The sequence below is a fragment of the Streptomyces oryzae genome (assembly GCF_017676365.1).
Classification (GTDB): Bacteria; Actinomycetota; Actinomycetes; order Streptomycetales; family Streptomycetaceae; genus Streptomyces; species Streptomyces oryzae.
In genome coordinates this window covers 1-16,435 of the sequence record NZ_JADKMA010000179.1, presented here as the reverse complement: position 1 = coordinate 16,435, position 16,435 = coordinate 1, and the positions used below count along the sequence as shown (strand labels likewise).

Sequence of the window (16,435 nt, the reverse complement as noted above, 5' to 3'; positions counted from 1 at the left end):
GGTGGGTGGGTTACGCATACCGGATCCTCGGGTCGAGCACCGCGTACAACAGATCGACGAGCAGGTTCGCGAGGAGGAAGACGATGACGAGGATGGTCACGAAGCCGACGACGGTCGGCGAGTTCTGCCGGACGATGCCCTGCCACAGCTGGAAGCCCACGCCCTGGATGTTGAAGATCCGCTCGGTCACCAGCGCCCCGGCCATCAGGCTGCCGACGTCCGTACCCAGAAAGGTGACGACGGGGATCAGCGAGTTCCGCAGCAGGTGCCGCACCGTCACCCGCCGCCGGGACAGCCCTTTGGCGATGGCGGTCCGCACATAGTCGGAGCGGGCGTTCTCCGCGATCGACGTCCGGGTCAGCCGGGTGACATAGGCGAGCGAGACCAGCGCGAGGACGAGACCGGGCAGCAGCAGCTCCCCGACCGGCGCGGCGGGCGAGACCGCGGGGGCGATCAGGCCCCATTTCACGCCGAGCAGATACTGCGCGAGGCTGCCGGTCACAAAGGTCGGTACGGAGATGACGACGAGCGTCAGCATCAGCACCCCGGAGTCGACGGGCCGCCCGCGCCGCAGCCCCGTGACCACGCCCAGCACGATGCCGAAGGCGATCTCGAAGACGATGGCCACGATGGCCAGCCGGATGGTGATGGGAAAGGCGGTGCCCATCAGTTCGGTCACCGGCCGGCCGTTGAACGCGTTGCCGAAGTCGCCGGTGAAGATCTTGCCCATGTAGAGCCCGTACTGCTGCCAGATGGGTTTGTCGAGGTTGAATTCCTCGCGCAGTTGCCGGGCGGTGGCCGGATCAGGGGCCCGCTCCCCGAACATCGCGTTGACCGGGTCCCCGACTGCGTACACCATCACGAAGATGAGAAAGGTGGTCCCGGCGAAGACCGGGATCATCTGGAGCAGTCGTCTGGTGACGTAGCGCCCCACGGCGGCTCACTTGACCTTGATGTCGGTGAAGACCGGCACGGAGAAGGGGTTGAGTCTGACGTTGCTGACGCGGCTGGAGTATCCGGCGTTCCCGTTCTGATACCACAGCGGAATCGAGGGGAAGGTGTCCAGGATCCGCTTCTCCGCCTGCTGGAAGAGGCCGATTGCGGACTTCTCGTCGGTGGCCTCGTTCGCCTTGTCGATGAGCTGGTCGACCTTCGGGTCGGAGAAGCCGGAGTCGTTGGAGGAGGCGTTGGTGTAGTAGATGGGCTGGATGAAGTTCTGGATGAGCGGATAGTCCATCTGCCAGCCGGTCCTGAACATCCCCTTGAGCTTCCTGTCGGTGATGTCGGAGCGGAATTCGCTGAACGTCGGCACGGGGTTGATGGCGCAGGCGTTGTTCTTGCCGAGCGTGCGGTTGATGCTGTTGCAGACGGCCTCCATCCATTGCCGGTGCGACCCGGTGTCCACGTTGGAGGTCAGGGTGATCTTCCCGCCGGGCAGCCCGCCGCCCTGCTTGATGAGTTTCCTGGCCCCCTTGGGGTCGTAGGTGCACACGTCGCCGCAGAGCCCCGGTTTGTAGCCGCCGGAGGTCTTCAGCACGGGCGAGGTCAGATCGGTCGCGGGTTCCCGGGTGCCGTGGTAGATCTTCTCGGTCACTTCTCTCCGGTCGATCGCCTTGGAGAGTCCGCGGCGCACCATCGCGGCCTTCTTGCTCTGCCACTTCTTGTCGTACATCGGGAAGGAGAGGGTCTGGGTGATGCCCGCAGGCTGGTTGATGTAGCGCCCGTTCAGGTCCCGTTTCGCGTTCTTGAGCTGTCCGGCGGGCAGTTCGTCGACGACGTCGAGGTTTCCGGCCTGCAGATCCGTGTAGCCGGTGTTCTGGTCGGTGTAGACCTTCAGCTCGACGCCCTTGTTGCGGGGTTTGTCGTCCCCTGCGTAGTACTTGTTGCGGGACAGCTGCATCGACTGGCCCTTGGTGTAGGAGTCCACCTTGTAGGGGCCGTTTCCCACCGGCTTCTTCAGCCAGCCGTCGTGGTCGGTGAAGAACGACTTCGGCAGCGGTGCGTAGGCGCTGTATCCGAGGGTCTGCGGCCAGAGGGAGAACTTCTGGTTGAGCCGCACCGTGAACGTACGGTCGTCCTGCACCTTCAGCCCGGACAGCTTCTTCGCCCTGGGCGCCCCCTTCTCGGGGTGTACGTCCTCGTAGCCCTCAATGTACTGGAAGAAATAGGAATTGATCTGTTTGTTGCTGACCAGCGCCCCGTAGTTCCAGGCATTCACGAAGGACTTGGCCGTCACGGGCGTGCCGTCGGAGAACTTCCAGCCCTTCTTCAGCTTGATGGTGAAGTTCTGCTGGTCGTCGGAGTCGATGGATTCGGCGACTGCCTTCTCGGCCTTGCCCGTGGTCGGGTTGTACTTCATCAGCCCCCGGGAAATCATGTCGAGGACCTTGCCGCCCTGCACCTCGTTGGTGTTGGCGGGCTCGACCGGGTGCTGCGGATCGGTCCAGAACGCGCGTACGACACCACTCTGCGCGCCGCCCGCGGCGGCACCGGCGTTGGAGCCGCCGCCGCAGGCCGTTGCCGTCAGAGCGACCGCCCCGGCGGCGGCGAGCGCCCGCCTGGTCATGGTGGTGCGGGTGGCTCCACACATGGGGTGCCTCCTGGGTGCGCTGTCAGTCCGAGTACGCCTCCAACCCACATAACACCTTTTGTCACCATATGCCCGGCTGGCTTGCCCACCGCCCCACTCCCCGGCACCCGTTCGGGGGCTGCTCCGGAACACGAGAATCCGGAACACCAGAAGGGGCCCACCCCAGGGTGGGCCCCTTCGTCACGTCCGCCGCGTGCGCCGCTTCCGCCGCTGGCTACCGCTTCGCGCGGGCGGCCGCACGCGCCCGCTCCTTCATGTCCAGGTTCACCTTGCGGATGCGCACCGTCTCCGGCGTCACCTCGATGCACTCGTCCTCGCGGCAGAACTCCAGCGCCTGCTCCAGCGAGAGCTTCCGCGGCGGCACCAGGTTCTCCGTCGTATCGGCGGAGGCGGCCCGCATGTTGGTGAGCTTCTTCTCCTTGGTGATGTTGACGTCCATGTCGTCCGAGCGGGAGTTCTCCCCGACGATCATGCCCTCGTACACCTCGGTGCCCGGCTCGATGAAGATGGTGCCCCGCTCCTGGAGGTTCATCATCGCGAAGGGCGTCGCCGTCCCGGACCGGTCCGCCACCAGCGACCCACTGCGCCGCGTGCGCAGCTCGCCGAACCACGGCTCGTGCCCCTCGAAGATGGAGTGCGCGATGCCCGTGCCGCGGGTCTCGGTCAGGAACTCCGTACGGAAGCCGATCAGACCGCGCGAGGGGACCAGCCACTCCATGCGCACCCAGCCGGAGCCGTGGTTGGTCATGGTCTCCATGCGGCCCTTGCGGGTCGCCATCAGCTGGGTGATGGCGCCCAGGTGCTCCTCAGGAGCGTCGATGGTCATCCGCTCGACCGGCTCGTGCAGCTTGCCGTCTATCTCGCGGGTGACGACCTCCGGCTTGCCCACGGTCAGCTCGAAGCCCTCGCGGCGCATCGTCTCCACCAGGATGGCCAGCGCCAGCTCACCGCGGCCCTGCACCTCCCAGGCGTCGGGGCGCTCGGTGGGCAGCACCCGCAGCGAGACGTTGCCGATCAGCTCGCGGTCCAGCCGGTCCTTGACCAGCCGCGCGGTGACCTTGTGGCCCTTGCCGCCCTTGCCCACCAGCGGCGAGGTGTTGGTGCCGATGGTCATGGAGATGGCCGGCTCGTCCACGGTGATCAGCGGGAGCGCGACCGGGTTCTCGGCGTCCGCGAGCGTCTCGCCGATCATGATGTCCGGGATACCGGCGACCGCGCAGATGTCGCCGGGACCGGCCTCGGCGGCCGGCTTGCGGGTCAGCGCCTCGGTCATCAGCAGCTCGGTGATCCGTACGTTCTGCACCGAGCCGTCCCGCCTCATCCAGGCCACGGTCTGGCCCTTCTTCAGCGAGCCCTCCTTGACGCGCAGCAGCGCGATCCGGCCCAGGAAGTTGTCCGCGTCCAGGTTGGTGACGTGCGCCTGGAGCGGTGCACCCTCCTCGTAGGTGGGAGCGGGCACCGTCTCCAGCAGGGTGGTGAAGAACGGCTCCAGGCTGTCGCTGTCCGCGGGGACCGCGCCGTCGGCGGGCTGGGTCAGCGAGGCGATGCCGTCCCGGGCGCAGGCGTAGACGATGGGGAACTCGATCTGCTCCTCGTCCGCGTCCAGGTCGAGGAAGAGGTCGTAGGTCTCGTCAACGACCTCGGAGATCCGGGCGTCGGGCCGGTCCGTCTTGTTGACGCAGAGGATGACGGGGAGCCGCGCCTGGAGCGCCTTGCGGAGCACGAAACGGGTCTGCGGCAGGGGCCCCTCGGAGGCGTCGACCAGCAGCACGACCGCGTCCACCATCGACAGACCGCGCTCGACCTCGCCGCCGAAGTCGGCGTGGCCGGGGGTGTCGATGATGTTGATGGTGACCGGTTCCCCGCCGTCCTTGGGGTGGTACCGGACCGCGGTGTTCTTGGCGAGAATGGTGATGCCCTTCTCGCGCTCCAGGTCGTTCGAGTCCATCACCCGGTCGTCGACGGATTCGAGCTGGTGGGCCGCGAAGGCTCCGGCCTGCTTGAGCATGGCGTCGACCAGGGTGGTCTTGCCGTGGTCGACGTGGGCGACGATTGCGACGTTACGGATGTCGTGGCGCGTGGGCACTGAGGGGTGTCTCCCGGGTTGACGGATCGGGCCGCGCTCCCCCAGCCTCCGGCCGGGAGGTACCCCCAGCCTGTGCTGCCGGGCCGCGCACCCTGACGCCGGGCATGGCTCGCCGCGGCCTCGTCAACCATGGTACGGGCCGCCACGCGAAGCGCCGGACGGGGCCGCTGTGCGGTCCGTCCGGCGCTCGGCGGCCGGTGGGAGGGTGCGGCTCAGCTCTTGCGGTAGCCCATGTCCTCGTACACGGGGGCGGAGAAGCCGAAGGCGCCCACGTTGGCCAGGTTCCGCTTGGCCGCGACCAGCTGGGGCCGCTGGTAGAGCGGCAGCGAACCGGACACCGCCCAGATCCGCTGGTCGGCCTGCTGCATCAGCTCCCGGCGCCGTCCGTCGTCCAGCTCGCCCGCAGCCTCCTCGAAGAGCTGGTCGATCCGGTCGGTGCCGACCCTGGCGTAGTTCTGCTCGACCTGGAGCGAGCCGTCGGACGCCGGCTGCGGCTTGGCGAAGATCGGCCGTGCCTCGGTGGCGGGGAACGCCGTCGCGGGCCACGAGTACAGCGCCAGGTCGTAGTCGCCCGAGGCGATGTGGTCCTTGAAGTAGCTGTCGCCGGGCACTTCCTTGATCTGCGTACGGATGCCGACGCCGTGCAGCATCCGTGCGATGCGCTTGCCGGTGTCCCTCAGCTGGGCCGAGCCCTTGCCGCCCGGCAGCACGAAGCGCAGCGCGAGGGGCTTGCCGCCCTTGCTGCGCACCCCGCTGGCCGGGTCGGCCGCCAGCAGCCGCAGTTCCCGGGCCGTCGCCTGCACCTTCTCGGCCGTCTCCAGCGCCGCCCTGGCACGGCTCAGCTTGCGCTCGGAGCCGTCCTGTCTGGCGGAGGCGAGGCTGGAGTGTGCGGCCTGCGCGAGGATGGCGCCCCGCTGGGTCGTGGCCGACACGGAGAGGCCCAGCGGTTTGTCGACGACCCGGGCGATCTGGTCGGCGGTCAGCCTCACCACCGACGACTCGGCCTCCGCGCGGTGGGGCGCGCGGCCCCCCACGTCGGGAGAGCCGGCCGCGGCGGACGGCTCGGCGGGCCCGCCGTCGGCCCGCTTCTCCTTCTTGTCCCCGGCCTTCTCGCCCTCTGCCTTCTCGCTGCCGTGGTGCCCCCCGTGGGCGTTCCCGGCCGACTTCCCGGCGTGCTTCTCGGCGCCCGCCCCGCCCAGGCCGCCGGTCTTCCAGCCCGCGTCGGCCAGCAGGGACTGCGCGGAGTCGATGTCCGCGCTGCCGAAGTCGCCGCTGTTGTCGTGGTAGCCGTCCTGGTTGGCCATCCGCAGATGGCTGCCGAGCGGCTTGTGCGGCAGTCCGGTCCCGGCGAGCGCCTTCTCGGCCAGCTTCTCCCGGTCGATGGCGCGGGCCACCGCGCGGCGCACCCGCTCGTCGGCGAGGGGGCCACTGGCGCCGTTGAGGGTCAGCTGGGTGTAGGCGGGGTCCAGCGCCCGGCGCACCTCGTACCTGCCCAGATGCCGTGCCGCCGCGGCGCCGAAGCGCTTGCGGGCCTCCCGCTTGCGCGCCTCGCGCCGCTCGGCCTCGCGCTTCTTGGCCTCCTGCGCGTTCTTGGCGCCCTTGGCCGCGTCGGGGCGCCCGGGGCCGCCGAGCCCGTTCGCGGCGCCGATCCGCCTGGCCGCCGGCGCGCTGACGTCGGCGACGTCCACCTTCCCCTCCGCCAGCGCCTTGGCCGTCTGGTCGCGGGGCACCGCGGTCAGCACGATGCGGTCCAGCTTGGCGCGGTCGCCCCACCAGCGCGGGTTGCGCTCCAGGACGGTACGGTCGCGGTCCTTGCCCGCCTTGACGACGCGGAACGGGCCGGCCACCGCGGGCAGCCTGGTGCGGATGCGGTCGTTGAACGCCTTGGGCCTGTTCATGGCCTGCTTGGGGTAGAGCGGCGTAAACAGGGAGCGCCAGTCCGCGTACGGCTTGCCGAAGACGACCTTGACCTCGTCGGCGTTCTCACCCTTGGTGACCTTGCGGATACGGTCGTACCCGGCGTTCCGCGCCGTCCAGTAGGCGTTGTTCTTGCCGCGCAGCGCCTTCCACTGGGCGCGGAAGTCCGCAGCGCCCAGCCGGCGGCCGTCGCTCCAGCGGGCCTTCGGGTTGAGCTTGTAGACGACGGTCTGCCGGGGCTCGGTCTCCGTGACCTCGGCGCCGCGCAGGAAGTCCTCGTCCTTCTGCGGGCGGCCGTGCTCGTCGAGGGTGAACAGTGTGGGCAGGCTGGCCGCCGCGACCCGCTTGGTGGCCTCGGTGGAGTCCGGCTGGAAGACGTTGAAGGTGGTGGGTGCCGCGTCCACCGCCCAGCGCAGGGTGCCGCCGGAGGCGATCTGCTGCCGGTCGGTGGCGCGTACGTCCCCGCCCCCGCTCGCCGAGCCGCTGCCGGTGTCGGACTCGGCGTCCTGCGAGTCCGAGCCGCCACAGGCCGCCAGCGGCAGCGGCAGCAGCAGACCGGCGATGAGCGCCGCCGCCCAGCGCCGGTTCCGGCGGGGCCGGACGGTCGCGTCACGGCTGAGGGAATCCCCTGGCTGTGGCGGCCTCGGGGGCCTTCGTGATTCGGCTGGGACGGCTCGCATGCTGAAACCTCCGGGGCTGGCCGCGCGTCCGCGTACGTCCACTTTCGGCGGTTTTGGCGGCTCATCACATCTTTTCGCCCCACTGAAGGCGAGCCCACACCCTGAGACCGCGCAGACACGACGTACGGAGCACATATGCCACCCGTGCGGAGCAGCCCCCCGCGCGGTCCGCGGGGGGCGCATGGCTCGGGCCAGCACCCCTGCCACCCGATCGGATTAACCAATGAGGAAACTCCGCACATGACTTCGGGCAGGGCCGCAGGATGCTCCCGGGGTGTCCGGCCCCGGCGTAATCTGGGAGAGCCACGAGGAGGACCTGCGATGACCGCCGAACCTGTAATGGAGCCGGTGAAGAAGGCCATGGACCCCGTCGACCAGCTGATCGCATTCGAAGAGGCGTCGGACAAGCCGATTCGGCCGCAGTACATCGAGGGGATGGTCATCGTGCCGCCGCAGCCTGATGACGAGCACAACCACCTTGGGGCAGAGCTGTACTTCCAGCTGCGCTCGGCCGGGTTCCACCTGGCGGGCTTCGGCAACGGCTACCGGATGGGCGCGAAGGCAGAGGAGACCCGAGCCCTGCTGATCCCGGACTTCTACGTCCGGCGGCGCAGGCCGTCCGACATCGATGAGGCGTACCGCAAGGCGCACAAGGGCTGGTATCCAGTCGAAATGCTGGCGCTCGCCGGGGAGGTCACCTCCAGCAATCATGAGACGGACTCCGGGCCGAAGTACCGGACCTATGCCGCGGCCGGAGTTCCCGTCTACGTGCTGATCCACCGCAAGGAAGGCAAGGCGTACGCCTTCTCCGACCCGGTGTCGCACGAAGACGAGGCGCGATACAAGACAACCTCCGAGGTCAAGCTCAGGGACCCGCTGCCCCTTCCCTCCCCCTACCCGGCCCTCGACACCTCCGCGCTGCTCCGCGACTGAGCGGCCCGCAGGGCTCCGCAGGGTCCCGTACGGCGGAAAGGCGTGTCGCACCCTTCACAAGCGGGAGTGTGACGCGCAACACTCGCCACGCGCATCGACCATGCCAGCCGCCACCACCGCGGAGGTGGGCACGCCATGTCTCTGCACGATTCGCTGCACGATGAACTGACAGCCGCTCAGCGCTGTCTGGACGATCTCGCACGCTGCGTCAGCCGGCTCGAAGGGCATATCGGCTCCGGCCTGGAGATCCGCCGGGTGCGCAGCGACGCCGAGCATCTGAAGGAGTCGCTCTCCCTGCTGAGAGCAACCGCCCCGCGGCCGACGACCGAGCCGCACGCCGAGATGGTGACCATTCCCGACCAGCCCTACGACCCGGGCCTGTGGACGGATGTCGACGACGAGGGGCTCGGAGCGCGCGACCGGCACGCACCGTGACTCGTTGGACAACGAGTCGTTGAAGGCAGGCCCTGGCTGCCCGGGCCTGCCCCGATCCCAGCCGTCTCATCCGGAGAAACCGTTGGCCACTGGCACCGAACCCCAACAGAGCACGGGGCCCCGACCTCCCGCGGGCCCACGAACCACCGGCGTACACACCAGCACACGCGCCGCCATCGCCGAACCGCACCTGCGCAAGGACCGCTGGTGGCTCGCGCCCGCAGCGACGGCGCTCGGGCTGCTGGCGTTCGTCGTCTACTCGACCTGGCGCGCGTTCGCGAACGCCGACTACTACCACGCTCCCTACGTCTCGCCGTTCTACTCGCCCTGCCTGGCGGACAACTGCGCGACGATGAAGGGCGGGCCCAACTTCGGCCTGTTCGGCGAGTGGTGGGGGCTGTCGCCCGCGCTGCTCATCCTGATCTTCCCGCTGGGCTTCCGGCTCACCTGCTACTACTACCGCAAGGCGTACTACCGCGGCTTCTGGGCCTCTCCCCCGGCCTGCGCCGTGGCCGAGCCGCACAAGAAGTACACCGGCGAGACCCGCTTCCCGCTGATCCTGCAGAACATCCACCGCTACTTCTTCTACGCGGCGATGCTGGTCGCGGCGATCCTCACCTGGGACACCGTGCTCGGCTTCCGCAACGAGGACTACGAGTGGGGCCACATGGGCCTCGGCACCCTCGTCTTCCTCGCCAACATCGTGCTGATCTGGGCGTACACCCTCTCCTGCCACTCCTGCCGGCACATCGTCGGCGGCAGGCTGCGGCACTTCTCCAAGCACCCGGTGCGCTACCGGCTGTGGGGCTGGGTCGGCAAGCTCAACGAGCGGCACATGCTGCTCGCCTGGGCCTCGCTGCTCAGCGTGGCGCTGGCGGACTTCTACGTCTACCTGCTGGCCACCGGCACCATCACCGACCCGCGGCTCTTCTGAGAGGGACTTGAGCGACATGGCACACGTCGAACGTCAGCAGTGGGACGTCGTCATCGTCGGCGCGGGCGGCGCCGGACTGCGGGCCGCGATCGAGGCACGGGAGCAGGGCCTGCGTACTGCGGTGATCTGCAAGTCCCTCTTCGGCAAGGCCCACACGGTGATGGCCGAGGGCGGTATCGCCGCCAGCATGGGCAACGTCAACGAGGGCGACAACTGGCAGGTGCACTTCCGCGACACCATGCGCGGCGGCAAGTTCCTCAACCAGTGGCGGATGGCCGAGCTGCACGCCCGCGAGGCACCCGAGCGGGTGTGGGAGCTGGAGACCTGGGGCGCGCTGTTCGACCGCACGCCGGACGGCCGGATCTCGCAGCGCAACTTCGGCGGCCACGAGTATCCGCGGCTGGCCCACGTCGGCGACCGTACGGGGCTGGAGCTGATCCGTACGCTCCAGCAGAAGGTCGTCTCGCTGCAGCAGGAGGACTACAAGGAGAGCGGCGACTACGAGGCCCGTATCAAGGTCTTCCAGGAGTGCACCGTCACTCAGATCCTGAAGGAGCCCGGCGCGGAGGGCGAGGAGCAGGACCGGGTCTCGGGCGTCTTCTGCTACGAGCGGGAGAGCGGCCGGTTCTTCGTCATGGAGGCACCGGCCGTGGTGCTGGCCACCGGCGGGATCGGCAAGTCGTTCAAGGTGACCTCCAACTCCTGGGAGTACACCGGGGACGGGCACGCGCTGGCGCTGCTGGCCGGGGCCTCGCTGATCAACATGGAGTTCGTGCAGTTCCACCCCACGGGAATGGTCTGGCCGCCGTCGGTGAAGGGCATCCTGGTCACCGAATCGGTGCGGGGCGACGGCGGGGTGCTGCGCAACTCCGAGGGCAAGCGGTTCATGTTCGACTACATCCCGGACGTCTTCAAGGAAAAGTACGCCGAGTCGGAGCAGGAGGCCGACGGCTGGTACGAGGACCCCGACAACCACCGCCGCCCGCCCGAACTGCTGCCCCGCGACGAGGTGGCACGCGCCATCAACGCCGAGGTCAAGGCCGGACGCGGCTCCCCGCACGGCGGCGTGTTCCTGGACGTCTCCACCCGGATGCCCGCCGAGACGATCAAACGCCGGCTGCCCTCCATGCACCACCAGTTCCGCGAGCTGGCCGATGTCGACATCACGGCCGAGCCGATGGAGGTCGGCCCCACCTGCCACTACGTGATGGGCGGCGTGGACGTCGACTCGGACACCGCGGCGGCCCGCGGCGTACCGGGGCTGTTCGCCGCCGGTGAGGTCGCCGGCGGTATGCACGGCTCCAACCGGCTGGGCGGCAACTCCCTCTCCGACCTGCTGGTCTTCGGCCGCCGGGCCGGGCTGCACGCCGCGGAGTACGCACGCGGCTGTGCGCAGCAGCCCCCGCGGGTGGCGGACGAGCAGATCGACGCGGCGGCGGCCGAGGCGCTGCGGCCCTTCGGGGTCGGCTCGGCGGCGGCCGACGAGGAGGCGCAGGGGCCGGCCGAGAACCCGTACACGGTCCATCAGGAGCTGCAGCGGGCCATGAACGACCTGGTCGGCATCATCCGCCGCGAGGAGGAGATGTCCGAGGCGCTGGAGCGGCTGGCCGAGCTGCGGGAGCGGGCGCGGCGCGCCAAGGTGGAGGGCCACCGGCAGTTCAACCCCGGCTGGCACCTCGCCCTCGACCTGCGCAACATGCTGCTGGTCAGCGAGTGTGTGGCGCGCGCGGCGCTGAACCGTACGGAGTCGCGCGGCGGGCACACCCGCGACGACTACCCCGAGATGGACCGCGAATGGCGCCGGGCCAACCTCGTCTGCACGCTCGCGGCGGCCGACGGCGCGGCAGGCGCCGCGGGTGCCGCGGGTGCCGCGGGCTCGGAGGCGGAGTCCGGCCGCGCCGGGCGGATCGCGCTGCGGCGCCGCGAGATGCCGCCGATCCGCAAGGACCTCCTTGAGCTGTTCGAGAAGGAGGAGTTGATCAAGTACCTGACCGACGAGGAGCTGACGAGCGAGTGACTAGGGACGTACACCACGGGTCCCCCAGCCTCCGGCCGGGAGGTGCCCCCAGCCCGGGAAGTGAGGGCATCGACGGCGCGGTGAGCGGCGGGGCCCCCGATGCGACGCGGCCGGAGACCAGCTACGACGCGCACTTCAAGGTCTGGCGCGGCGATGTGGACGGCGGCGGCCTGGAGGACTTCACCGTCGAGGTGAACGAGGGTGAGGTCGTCCTCGACATCATCCACCGCCTCCAGGCGACCCAGGCCCCCGACCTCGCGGTCCGCTGGAACTGCAAGGCGGGCAAGTGCGGCTCGTGCAGCGCGGAGATCAACGGGCGGCCCCGGCTGCTGTGCATGACCCGCATGTCGGTCTTCGACCGCGCCGAGACCATCACGGTCACCCCGCTGCGGGCCTTCCCCGTGGTCCGGGACCTGGTGACGGACGTCGGCTTCAACTACGAGAAGGCCCGGCAGGTTCCGGCCTTCGTGCCGCCGCCGGACCTGGGGCCCGGCGAGTACCGGATGCAGCAGGAGGACGTAGGGCGCTCGCAGGAGTTCCGCAAGTGCATCGAGTGCTTCCTGTGCCAGGACACCTGCCATGTGGTGCGGGACCACGAGGAGAACAAGACCGCCTTCGCCGGGCCGCGGTTCCTGATGCGGGTCGCCGAGCTGGACATGCACCCGCTGGACGCCGCCGAGGATGCCGGTCTTGACCGTAAGACCACGGCGCAGGACGACCACGGGCTCGGCTACTGCAACATCACCAAGTGCTGTACCGAGGTCTGCCCGGAGCACATCAAGATCACGGACAACGCGCTGATCCCGCTCAAGGAACGGGCCGCCGACCGGAAGTACGACCCGCTGGTGTGGCTCGGCAACAAGATCCGCCGCCGGACGAGCTGAGCACGTCCGAGGGCCCCGCGGCCGGTGACCCTGCGACCGACTCTTCGACTTTCGGCAGTGTCACCGGCCGCACCGGTCGCTCTACCGTCCCCCTGTGACCTCCGATGCGCGCAGTCAGCTCACCGCCCATGCCCTCACCGCAGCCGCCGGGCTGACGGCGCTCCTCGGGGTGCTCGCCCGGCCGTGGTGGATCGCGGTGGCCGCCTGCTGCGCGTTTCTGGCGGGGCGGCGCCCGGGCGGGGCCCTGATACCGGCCCTGGTCCTGGCCGGGGCCCTTGCCGCGAGCCTGGCCGCGGCCCTGGCCCATCCCGCCTGGCTGACGCCGGGTACCCGGTTCGTGGCGGTGGCGCTCACCGCCGGGATGCTCTCCTGGTGCGCGGGCCGCTTCTGGCGGCAGTACCAGGCGCTGGCCCGCGCGGGCTGGGAGCGGGCCGAACAGCTGGCGAGGGAGCGCGAACTGGTCGCCGGCCAGGCCGGCTGCGCGAACGGTCCCGTATCGCGCAGGACATGCACGACGCCCTAGGCCACGAGCTGAGCCTGCTCGCCCTCTCCGCGGGCGCGCTCAAGCTCGCCGACGGCCTGGAGCCGGAGCACCGCGCGGCCGCCGGGGACATCCGAAGCCGTGCCGAGGCCGCGGTGGACCGGCTCGGCGAAGTCATCGGCGTACTGCGGGAGACGGCCGAGGGCGCCCCCACCCGCCCGCAGGGCATCAGCGTCCGGCGCCTGGTCGAGGAGGCGTCGGCTGCCGGGCTGCCCGTCACGGCACGGATCGAGGGCGAGCCGGACGACGACGGACACGGCCCGGCGCCGCACACGGCGCGGGCCGCACACCGTGTGGTGCAGGAGGCCCTGACGAACGCCGCCAAACACGCGCCGGGTGCCGAGGTCTCGGTCGACGTGATCCATGCGGCGGGCGGGGCATGGGTCTCGGTCTCGGTGGAGAACGGTCCCGCTGTCGTGCCGCGCACCGACGGGGACATCCGGTCGCGGCCGGGCGTGGGCGGGCGCGGGCTGTTCGGGCTCGACGAGCGGGTACGGCTGGCAGGCGGGACGTTCAGTTGCGGGCCGACGCCGGAGGGCGGCTTCGCCGTACGGGCCACGCTGCCGTGCGCCGGCAGGCCGCGGCCGTCTGCCGCCGCGCCCTCCCTGCCGTACGCCGGGCCCTCCCTGCCGTACGCCGGGCCCGTGCTGGAGCAGCGGCACGCCCGCCGCAGGCTGGGCCGTACGGCGCTCACCGCCGTCACCGTGTGCCTCTCGCTGGGCGCCCTGTTGGGCGGGGCGCTGACCTGGTGGGACATGCTGGTGACCGAGCGGGCGGTGCTGTCGGCCGAGGACTTCGGCCGGCTGCGGGCCGGGCAGCAGCGGGCGCGGATCGCTCCCCACCTGCCCGAGGCGCAGACCCGGCACCGGCCCGCGCACATCCCGCCGCCGCCACAGGGAGCCGGAACGACGTGCGAGTACTACGCGATGACCGCCAACCCCTTCGACGACAGCTCCGGCGACGTCTACCGGCTCTGTTTCCGCGCGGGCACGCTGGTATCGGCCCAGGCGCTGCGGGCGTGAGGAGGCGGGCCCGATGACAGCACCGACGATCCGGGTGCTGATCGCCGACGACGAGCCCCTGGTGCGTACGGGCGTGCGCGCCATCCTGGCCACGGACCCCGCCATCGAGGTCGTCGCCGAGGCGGGCGACGGCCACGAGGCCGTCGAACTGGCGTGCAGACACCGGCCCGACGTGGCTGTGCTCGACATCCGGATGCCCAAGGCCGACGGAATCGAGACGCTGGCCGCGCTGGGCCGGGCCGTGCCCGGAACCCGTTCGGTGATTCTGACGACATTCGGCGAGGACGACTACATCCTTCAGGCGCTGGGCGGCGGAGCCGCCGGTTTCCTGGTCAAGGCGGGGGAGCCGGAGGAACTGCTCGCGGGCGTACGGGCGGTGGCCGACGGCGCCGCCTACCTCTCCCCCAAGGTGGCGGCCCGCGTCGTCGCCCATCTCGCGGCGACCGGCGCCGGATCGGCCGCCGGACGCCGCGCCTCCGCCCGCGCCCGGGTGGAGGCGCTGACGGCCCGCGAGCGGGAAGTCCTCTCCCACCTGGGCTCCGGGCTGTCCAACGCGCAGATCGCGCGGCGGCTGCGGGTGGTGGAGGGCACGGTCAAGGCCCACGTCAGCGCCGTCCTCGCGGGGCTCGGCGTGGACAACCGCGCGGCAGCGGCCGTGGTGGCCCACGAGGCGGGGCTGGTGCCGCGCTAGGGCTTGCCGGTGCCTTGCCTTTGCGAGGCGGGACGCGCCCCGGAGGGGCGTGGGGAACTGCTCCCCCAAGCTCTTCGAGCAGGGGGCACCCCCAAGCCACCGCTGACCCGAGGTCTACGAACGTCCCCAAGGGGCGCCCTCCTCATCACAACCGCCGCAACCGCGCACGCGGCTCCCAGCAGGGCACCCGCGAGCACATCGTGCGGATAGTGCACTCCGACCAGCACCCGCAGCAGCGCAGCCGCGCCGGCGAGTGGGAGCGTCACGGCTGCGAGCCGGGGCAGCGTGAGGGCGAGGCCCACGGCCAGCGCAGCGGCAAGCGTGGCGTGGTTGCTCGGGAACGACCAGTCGCCGGGCGGCGGGCACTCCGCCACCGGGTGGGCCCCGGCCAGCGCCCGGCATGGCCGTTCCTCGTCCACCACCAGCTTCACCGCCTCGCTCACTCCGTACGCCACCACTGTGCCGACGCCCGTCAGCACCGCGCCCACCAGCCGCGGGTCCTTCATCCTGCCGTCGCGCCAGCCGCACCATCCGGCCCGGAGCAGCAGCAGGCCGAGGGCGATCAGGGTGCCCTCCGTGGCCAGTTCCAGCAGGCCGCCCAGCCAGCCTGGCCCGTCCCCGGCGAGCCCGCTCAGCTCGCGGTAGCCGGAGGCGGAGGCTCCGATGGTGATCCGTACGGGGTCCTCCCGGCCGAGCCCACCGGGGGCGAGCGTCCAGACTCCCGCGCCGCCGGCCACCAGCGCCGCCACCGCACCGAGCGGCCCGCGCACAGGCGACCGCCGTCGTGTTCCTCGTTCCGTGTGCATGGCACGGAAGCTACGGACGGGGCAGGGCTCGGGCCCCGGCCCGAAAGTCGGTTCGGGGGTTGGACGTTCGTCAGGGTTGACTCCTGCTGAGGGCTCACCCCCGGCGGGCGAAGCGCCGAGCCGCCGCGCAGAGCGTCAGTGCGGCGAGCGCGGCGACGAAGCAGACCTCCAGGGCGACCGGCGGGGTCCAGCCCGCGATCTGCGGCGGGCCCGCGTAGCCACCCATGTCGAGTTCGCCCGGCAGGGTGCGGCGTACCGCGTCGACGGCGTAGGTGAGCGGGTTGAGGTGGACCACGAGGCTCAGCCAGCGCGGCAGCCCGCTGGGCGAGAACATCGCGCCGGACAGGAACATCAGCGGCATCAGGGCCAGCCCCATCAGGACCTGGAAGGTCTGTATGCGCTGGATGGTGACGGCCGCCAGCATGCCGCCCGCGGTGAACAGCAGGGCGATGACGGCGACTTCGAGCAGGGCTGCCAGCAGCAGCGGGTCGTAGGCGATGCCGACCGTGCCGGAGATGGCAAGCACCAGCCCGCCGTAGACGGCACCGCAGGTGGCGCCGCCCAGCGACAGGCCCAGCAGCAGGCTGACCCGGTGCACCGGCGCCACCATCGCCTGGCGCAGCATGCCGCTCTGCCGGTCCATCACCACGGACAGCCCGACGGCCAGCGCGGGGGCCTGCGTCGCCATCACCAGCACGCCGGGGAAGAGGAAGCTGCGAAACTGCTGGAAGGCGTCGCCCGACGTGGTGCCCATCGACTCCAGCCCAGTGCCCATGACCAGCAGGAACATCACGGGCGTCACCAGCCCCATGACGATCTGCACCTTGGTGCGCAGCAGCCGCACCATCTCGCGGTGCCACAGCACCCGGACAGCGCGCAGCTCGCGGACCAGACGGGTG

The 16,435-nt window shown here is 70.6% G+C and carries 14 protein-coding genes; 8 read left to right on the top strand and 6 right to left on the bottom strand.

Features of this window, described 5'->3' with window-relative positions; translation table 11 throughout:
* Positions 1 to 10: 10 nt before the first annotated feature.
* The 4 genes from ITI46_RS27170 to ITI46_RS27155 form a co-directional block, all read right to left on the bottom strand.
* Positions 11 to 934: an ABC transporter permease gene (locus tag ITI46_RS27170; RefSeq protein ID WP_209242545.1), complete on the bottom strand. Its 924-nt coding sequence runs from the start codon at positions 932 to 934 to the stop codon at positions 11 to 13.
* A 6-nt stretch (positions 935 to 940) separates the two neighbouring features.
* Positions 941 to 2,590 (bottom strand): peptide ABC transporter substrate-binding protein, encoded by a 1,650-nt coding sequence (locus ITI46_RS27165; RefSeq protein WP_209242544.1) that lies wholly within the window; start codon positions 2,588 to 2,590, stop codon positions 941 to 943.
* 214 nt (positions 2,591 to 2,804) lie between these two features.
* Positions 2,805 to 4,676 (bottom strand): translational GTPase TypA, encoded by a 1,872-nt coding sequence (gene typA / locus ITI46_RS27160; RefSeq protein ID WP_209242543.1) that lies wholly within the window; start codon positions 4,674 to 4,676, stop codon positions 2,805 to 2,807.
* Between the two features lie 212 nt (positions 4,677 to 4,888).
* Positions 4,889 to 7,273 carry an ABC transporter family substrate-binding protein gene (locus ITI46_RS27155; RefSeq protein ID WP_209242542.1) on the bottom strand — a complete coding sequence of 795 codons (2,385 nt, stop codon included), beginning with the start codon at positions 7,271 to 7,273 and terminating at the stop codon, positions 4,889 to 4,891.
* Between the two features lie 321 nt (positions 7,274 to 7,594).
* On the opposite strand from ITI46_RS27155, the gene ITI46_RS27150 reads away from it, so the two are divergent.
* From ITI46_RS27150 to ITI46_RS27115, 8 genes are all read left to right on the top strand, one after another.
* A complete protein-coding gene (locus tag ITI46_RS27150) occupies positions 7,595 to 8,206 on the top strand; it encodes a Uma2 family endonuclease (RefSeq protein ID WP_209242541.1) in 612 nt (203 codons plus the stop codon).
* A 135-nt stretch (positions 8,207 to 8,341) separates the two neighbouring features.
* On the top strand, positions 8,342 to 8,641 hold the full coding sequence (locus tag ITI46_RS27145) for an Rv0250c family protein (RefSeq protein WP_209242540.1): 300 nt from the start codon (positions 8,342 to 8,344) through the stop codon (positions 8,639 to 8,641).
* Positions 8,642 to 8,723: 82 nt separating this feature from the next.
* Positions 8,724 to 9,575: a succinate dehydrogenase subunit SdhC gene (gene sdhC / locus ITI46_RS27140; RefSeq protein WP_209242539.1), complete on the top strand. Its 852-nt coding sequence runs from the start codon at positions 8,724 to 8,726 to the stop codon at positions 9,573 to 9,575.
* Positions 9,576 to 9,591: 16 nt separating this feature from the next.
* Positions 9,592 to 11,592, top strand: a complete 2,001-nt coding sequence (locus ITI46_RS27135) for a fumarate reductase/succinate dehydrogenase flavoprotein subunit (RefSeq protein ID WP_209242538.1) — start codon at positions 9,592 to 9,594, stop codon at positions 11,590 to 11,592.
* 80 nt (positions 11,593 to 11,672) lie between these two features.
* The gene (locus tag ITI46_RS27130) at positions 11,673 to 12,476 is read left to right on the top strand and encodes a succinate dehydrogenase/fumarate reductase iron-sulfur subunit (RefSeq protein ID WP_209242546.1); all 804 of its coding nucleotides are present in this window, start codon (positions 11,673 to 11,675) and stop codon (positions 12,474 to 12,476) included.
* A gap of 94 nt (positions 12,477 to 12,570) precedes the next feature.
* Positions 12,571 to 12,999 (top strand): hypothetical protein, encoded by a 429-nt coding sequence (locus tag ITI46_RS27125; RefSeq protein ID WP_209242537.1) that lies wholly within the window; start codon positions 12,571 to 12,573, stop codon positions 12,997 to 12,999.
* Positions 12,984 to 14,039, top strand: coding sequence for a sensor histidine kinase (locus ITI46_RS27120; protein WP_209242536.1), 1,056 nt, complete (start codon positions 12,984 to 12,986; stop codon positions 14,037 to 14,039). The genes ITI46_RS27125 and ITI46_RS27120 overlap by 16 nt, the downstream gene beginning before the upstream one ends.
* A gap of 13 nt (positions 14,040 to 14,052) precedes the next feature.
* Entirely contained in the window at positions 14,053 to 14,730 is a 678-nt protein-coding gene (locus ITI46_RS27115; RefSeq protein ID WP_209242535.1) for a response regulator, read from the top strand.
* Here the strand turns inward: ITI46_RS27115 and ITI46_RS27110 are convergent.
* Positions 14,727 to 15,536 carry a phosphatase PAP2 family protein gene (locus tag ITI46_RS27110; protein ID WP_209242534.1) on the bottom strand — a complete coding sequence of 270 codons (810 nt, stop codon included), beginning with the start codon at positions 15,534 to 15,536 and terminating at the stop codon, positions 14,727 to 14,729. The genes ITI46_RS27115 and ITI46_RS27110 overlap by 4 nt on opposite strands.
* Positions 15,537 to 15,630: 94 nt before the next feature.
* The coding region (locus tag ITI46_RS27105) for an ABC transporter permease (protein ID WP_209242533.1) at positions 15,631 to 16,435 on the bottom strand (805 nt) is incomplete at its 5' end.

Bases quoted from the DNA above. Each gene is read 5' to 3' on its own strand.
- ITI46_RS27110 (WP_209242534.1), bottom strand. From the start codon at position 15,536: ATGCACACGGAACGAGGAACACGACGGCGGTCGCCTGTGCGCGGGCCG.
- ITI46_RS27165 (WP_209242544.1), bottom strand. From the start codon at position 2,590: ATGTGTGGAGCCACCCGCACCACCATGACCAGGCGGGCGCTCGCCGCC.
- ITI46_RS27115 (WP_209242535.1), top strand. From the start codon at position 14,053: ATGACAGCACCGACGATCCGGGTGCTGATCGCCGACGACGAGCCCCTG.
- ITI46_RS27155 (WP_209242542.1), bottom strand. From the start codon at position 7,273: ATGCGAGCCGTCCCAGCCGAATCACGAAGGCCCCCGAGGCCGCCACAG.
- ITI46_RS27145 (WP_209242540.1), top strand. From the start codon at position 8,342: ATGTCTCTGCACGATTCGCTGCACGATGAACTGACAGCCGCTCAGCGC.
- ITI46_RS27150 (WP_209242541.1), top strand. From the start codon at position 7,595: ATGACCGCCGAACCTGTAATGGAGCCGGTGAAGAAGGCCATGGACCCC.
- ITI46_RS27135 (WP_209242538.1), top strand. From the start codon at position 9,592: ATGGCACACGTCGAACGTCAGCAGTGGGACGTCGTCATCGTCGGCGCG.
- ITI46_RS27120 (WP_209242536.1), top strand. From the start codon at position 12,984: ATGCACGACGCCCTAGGCCACGAGCTGAGCCTGCTCGCCCTCTCCGCG.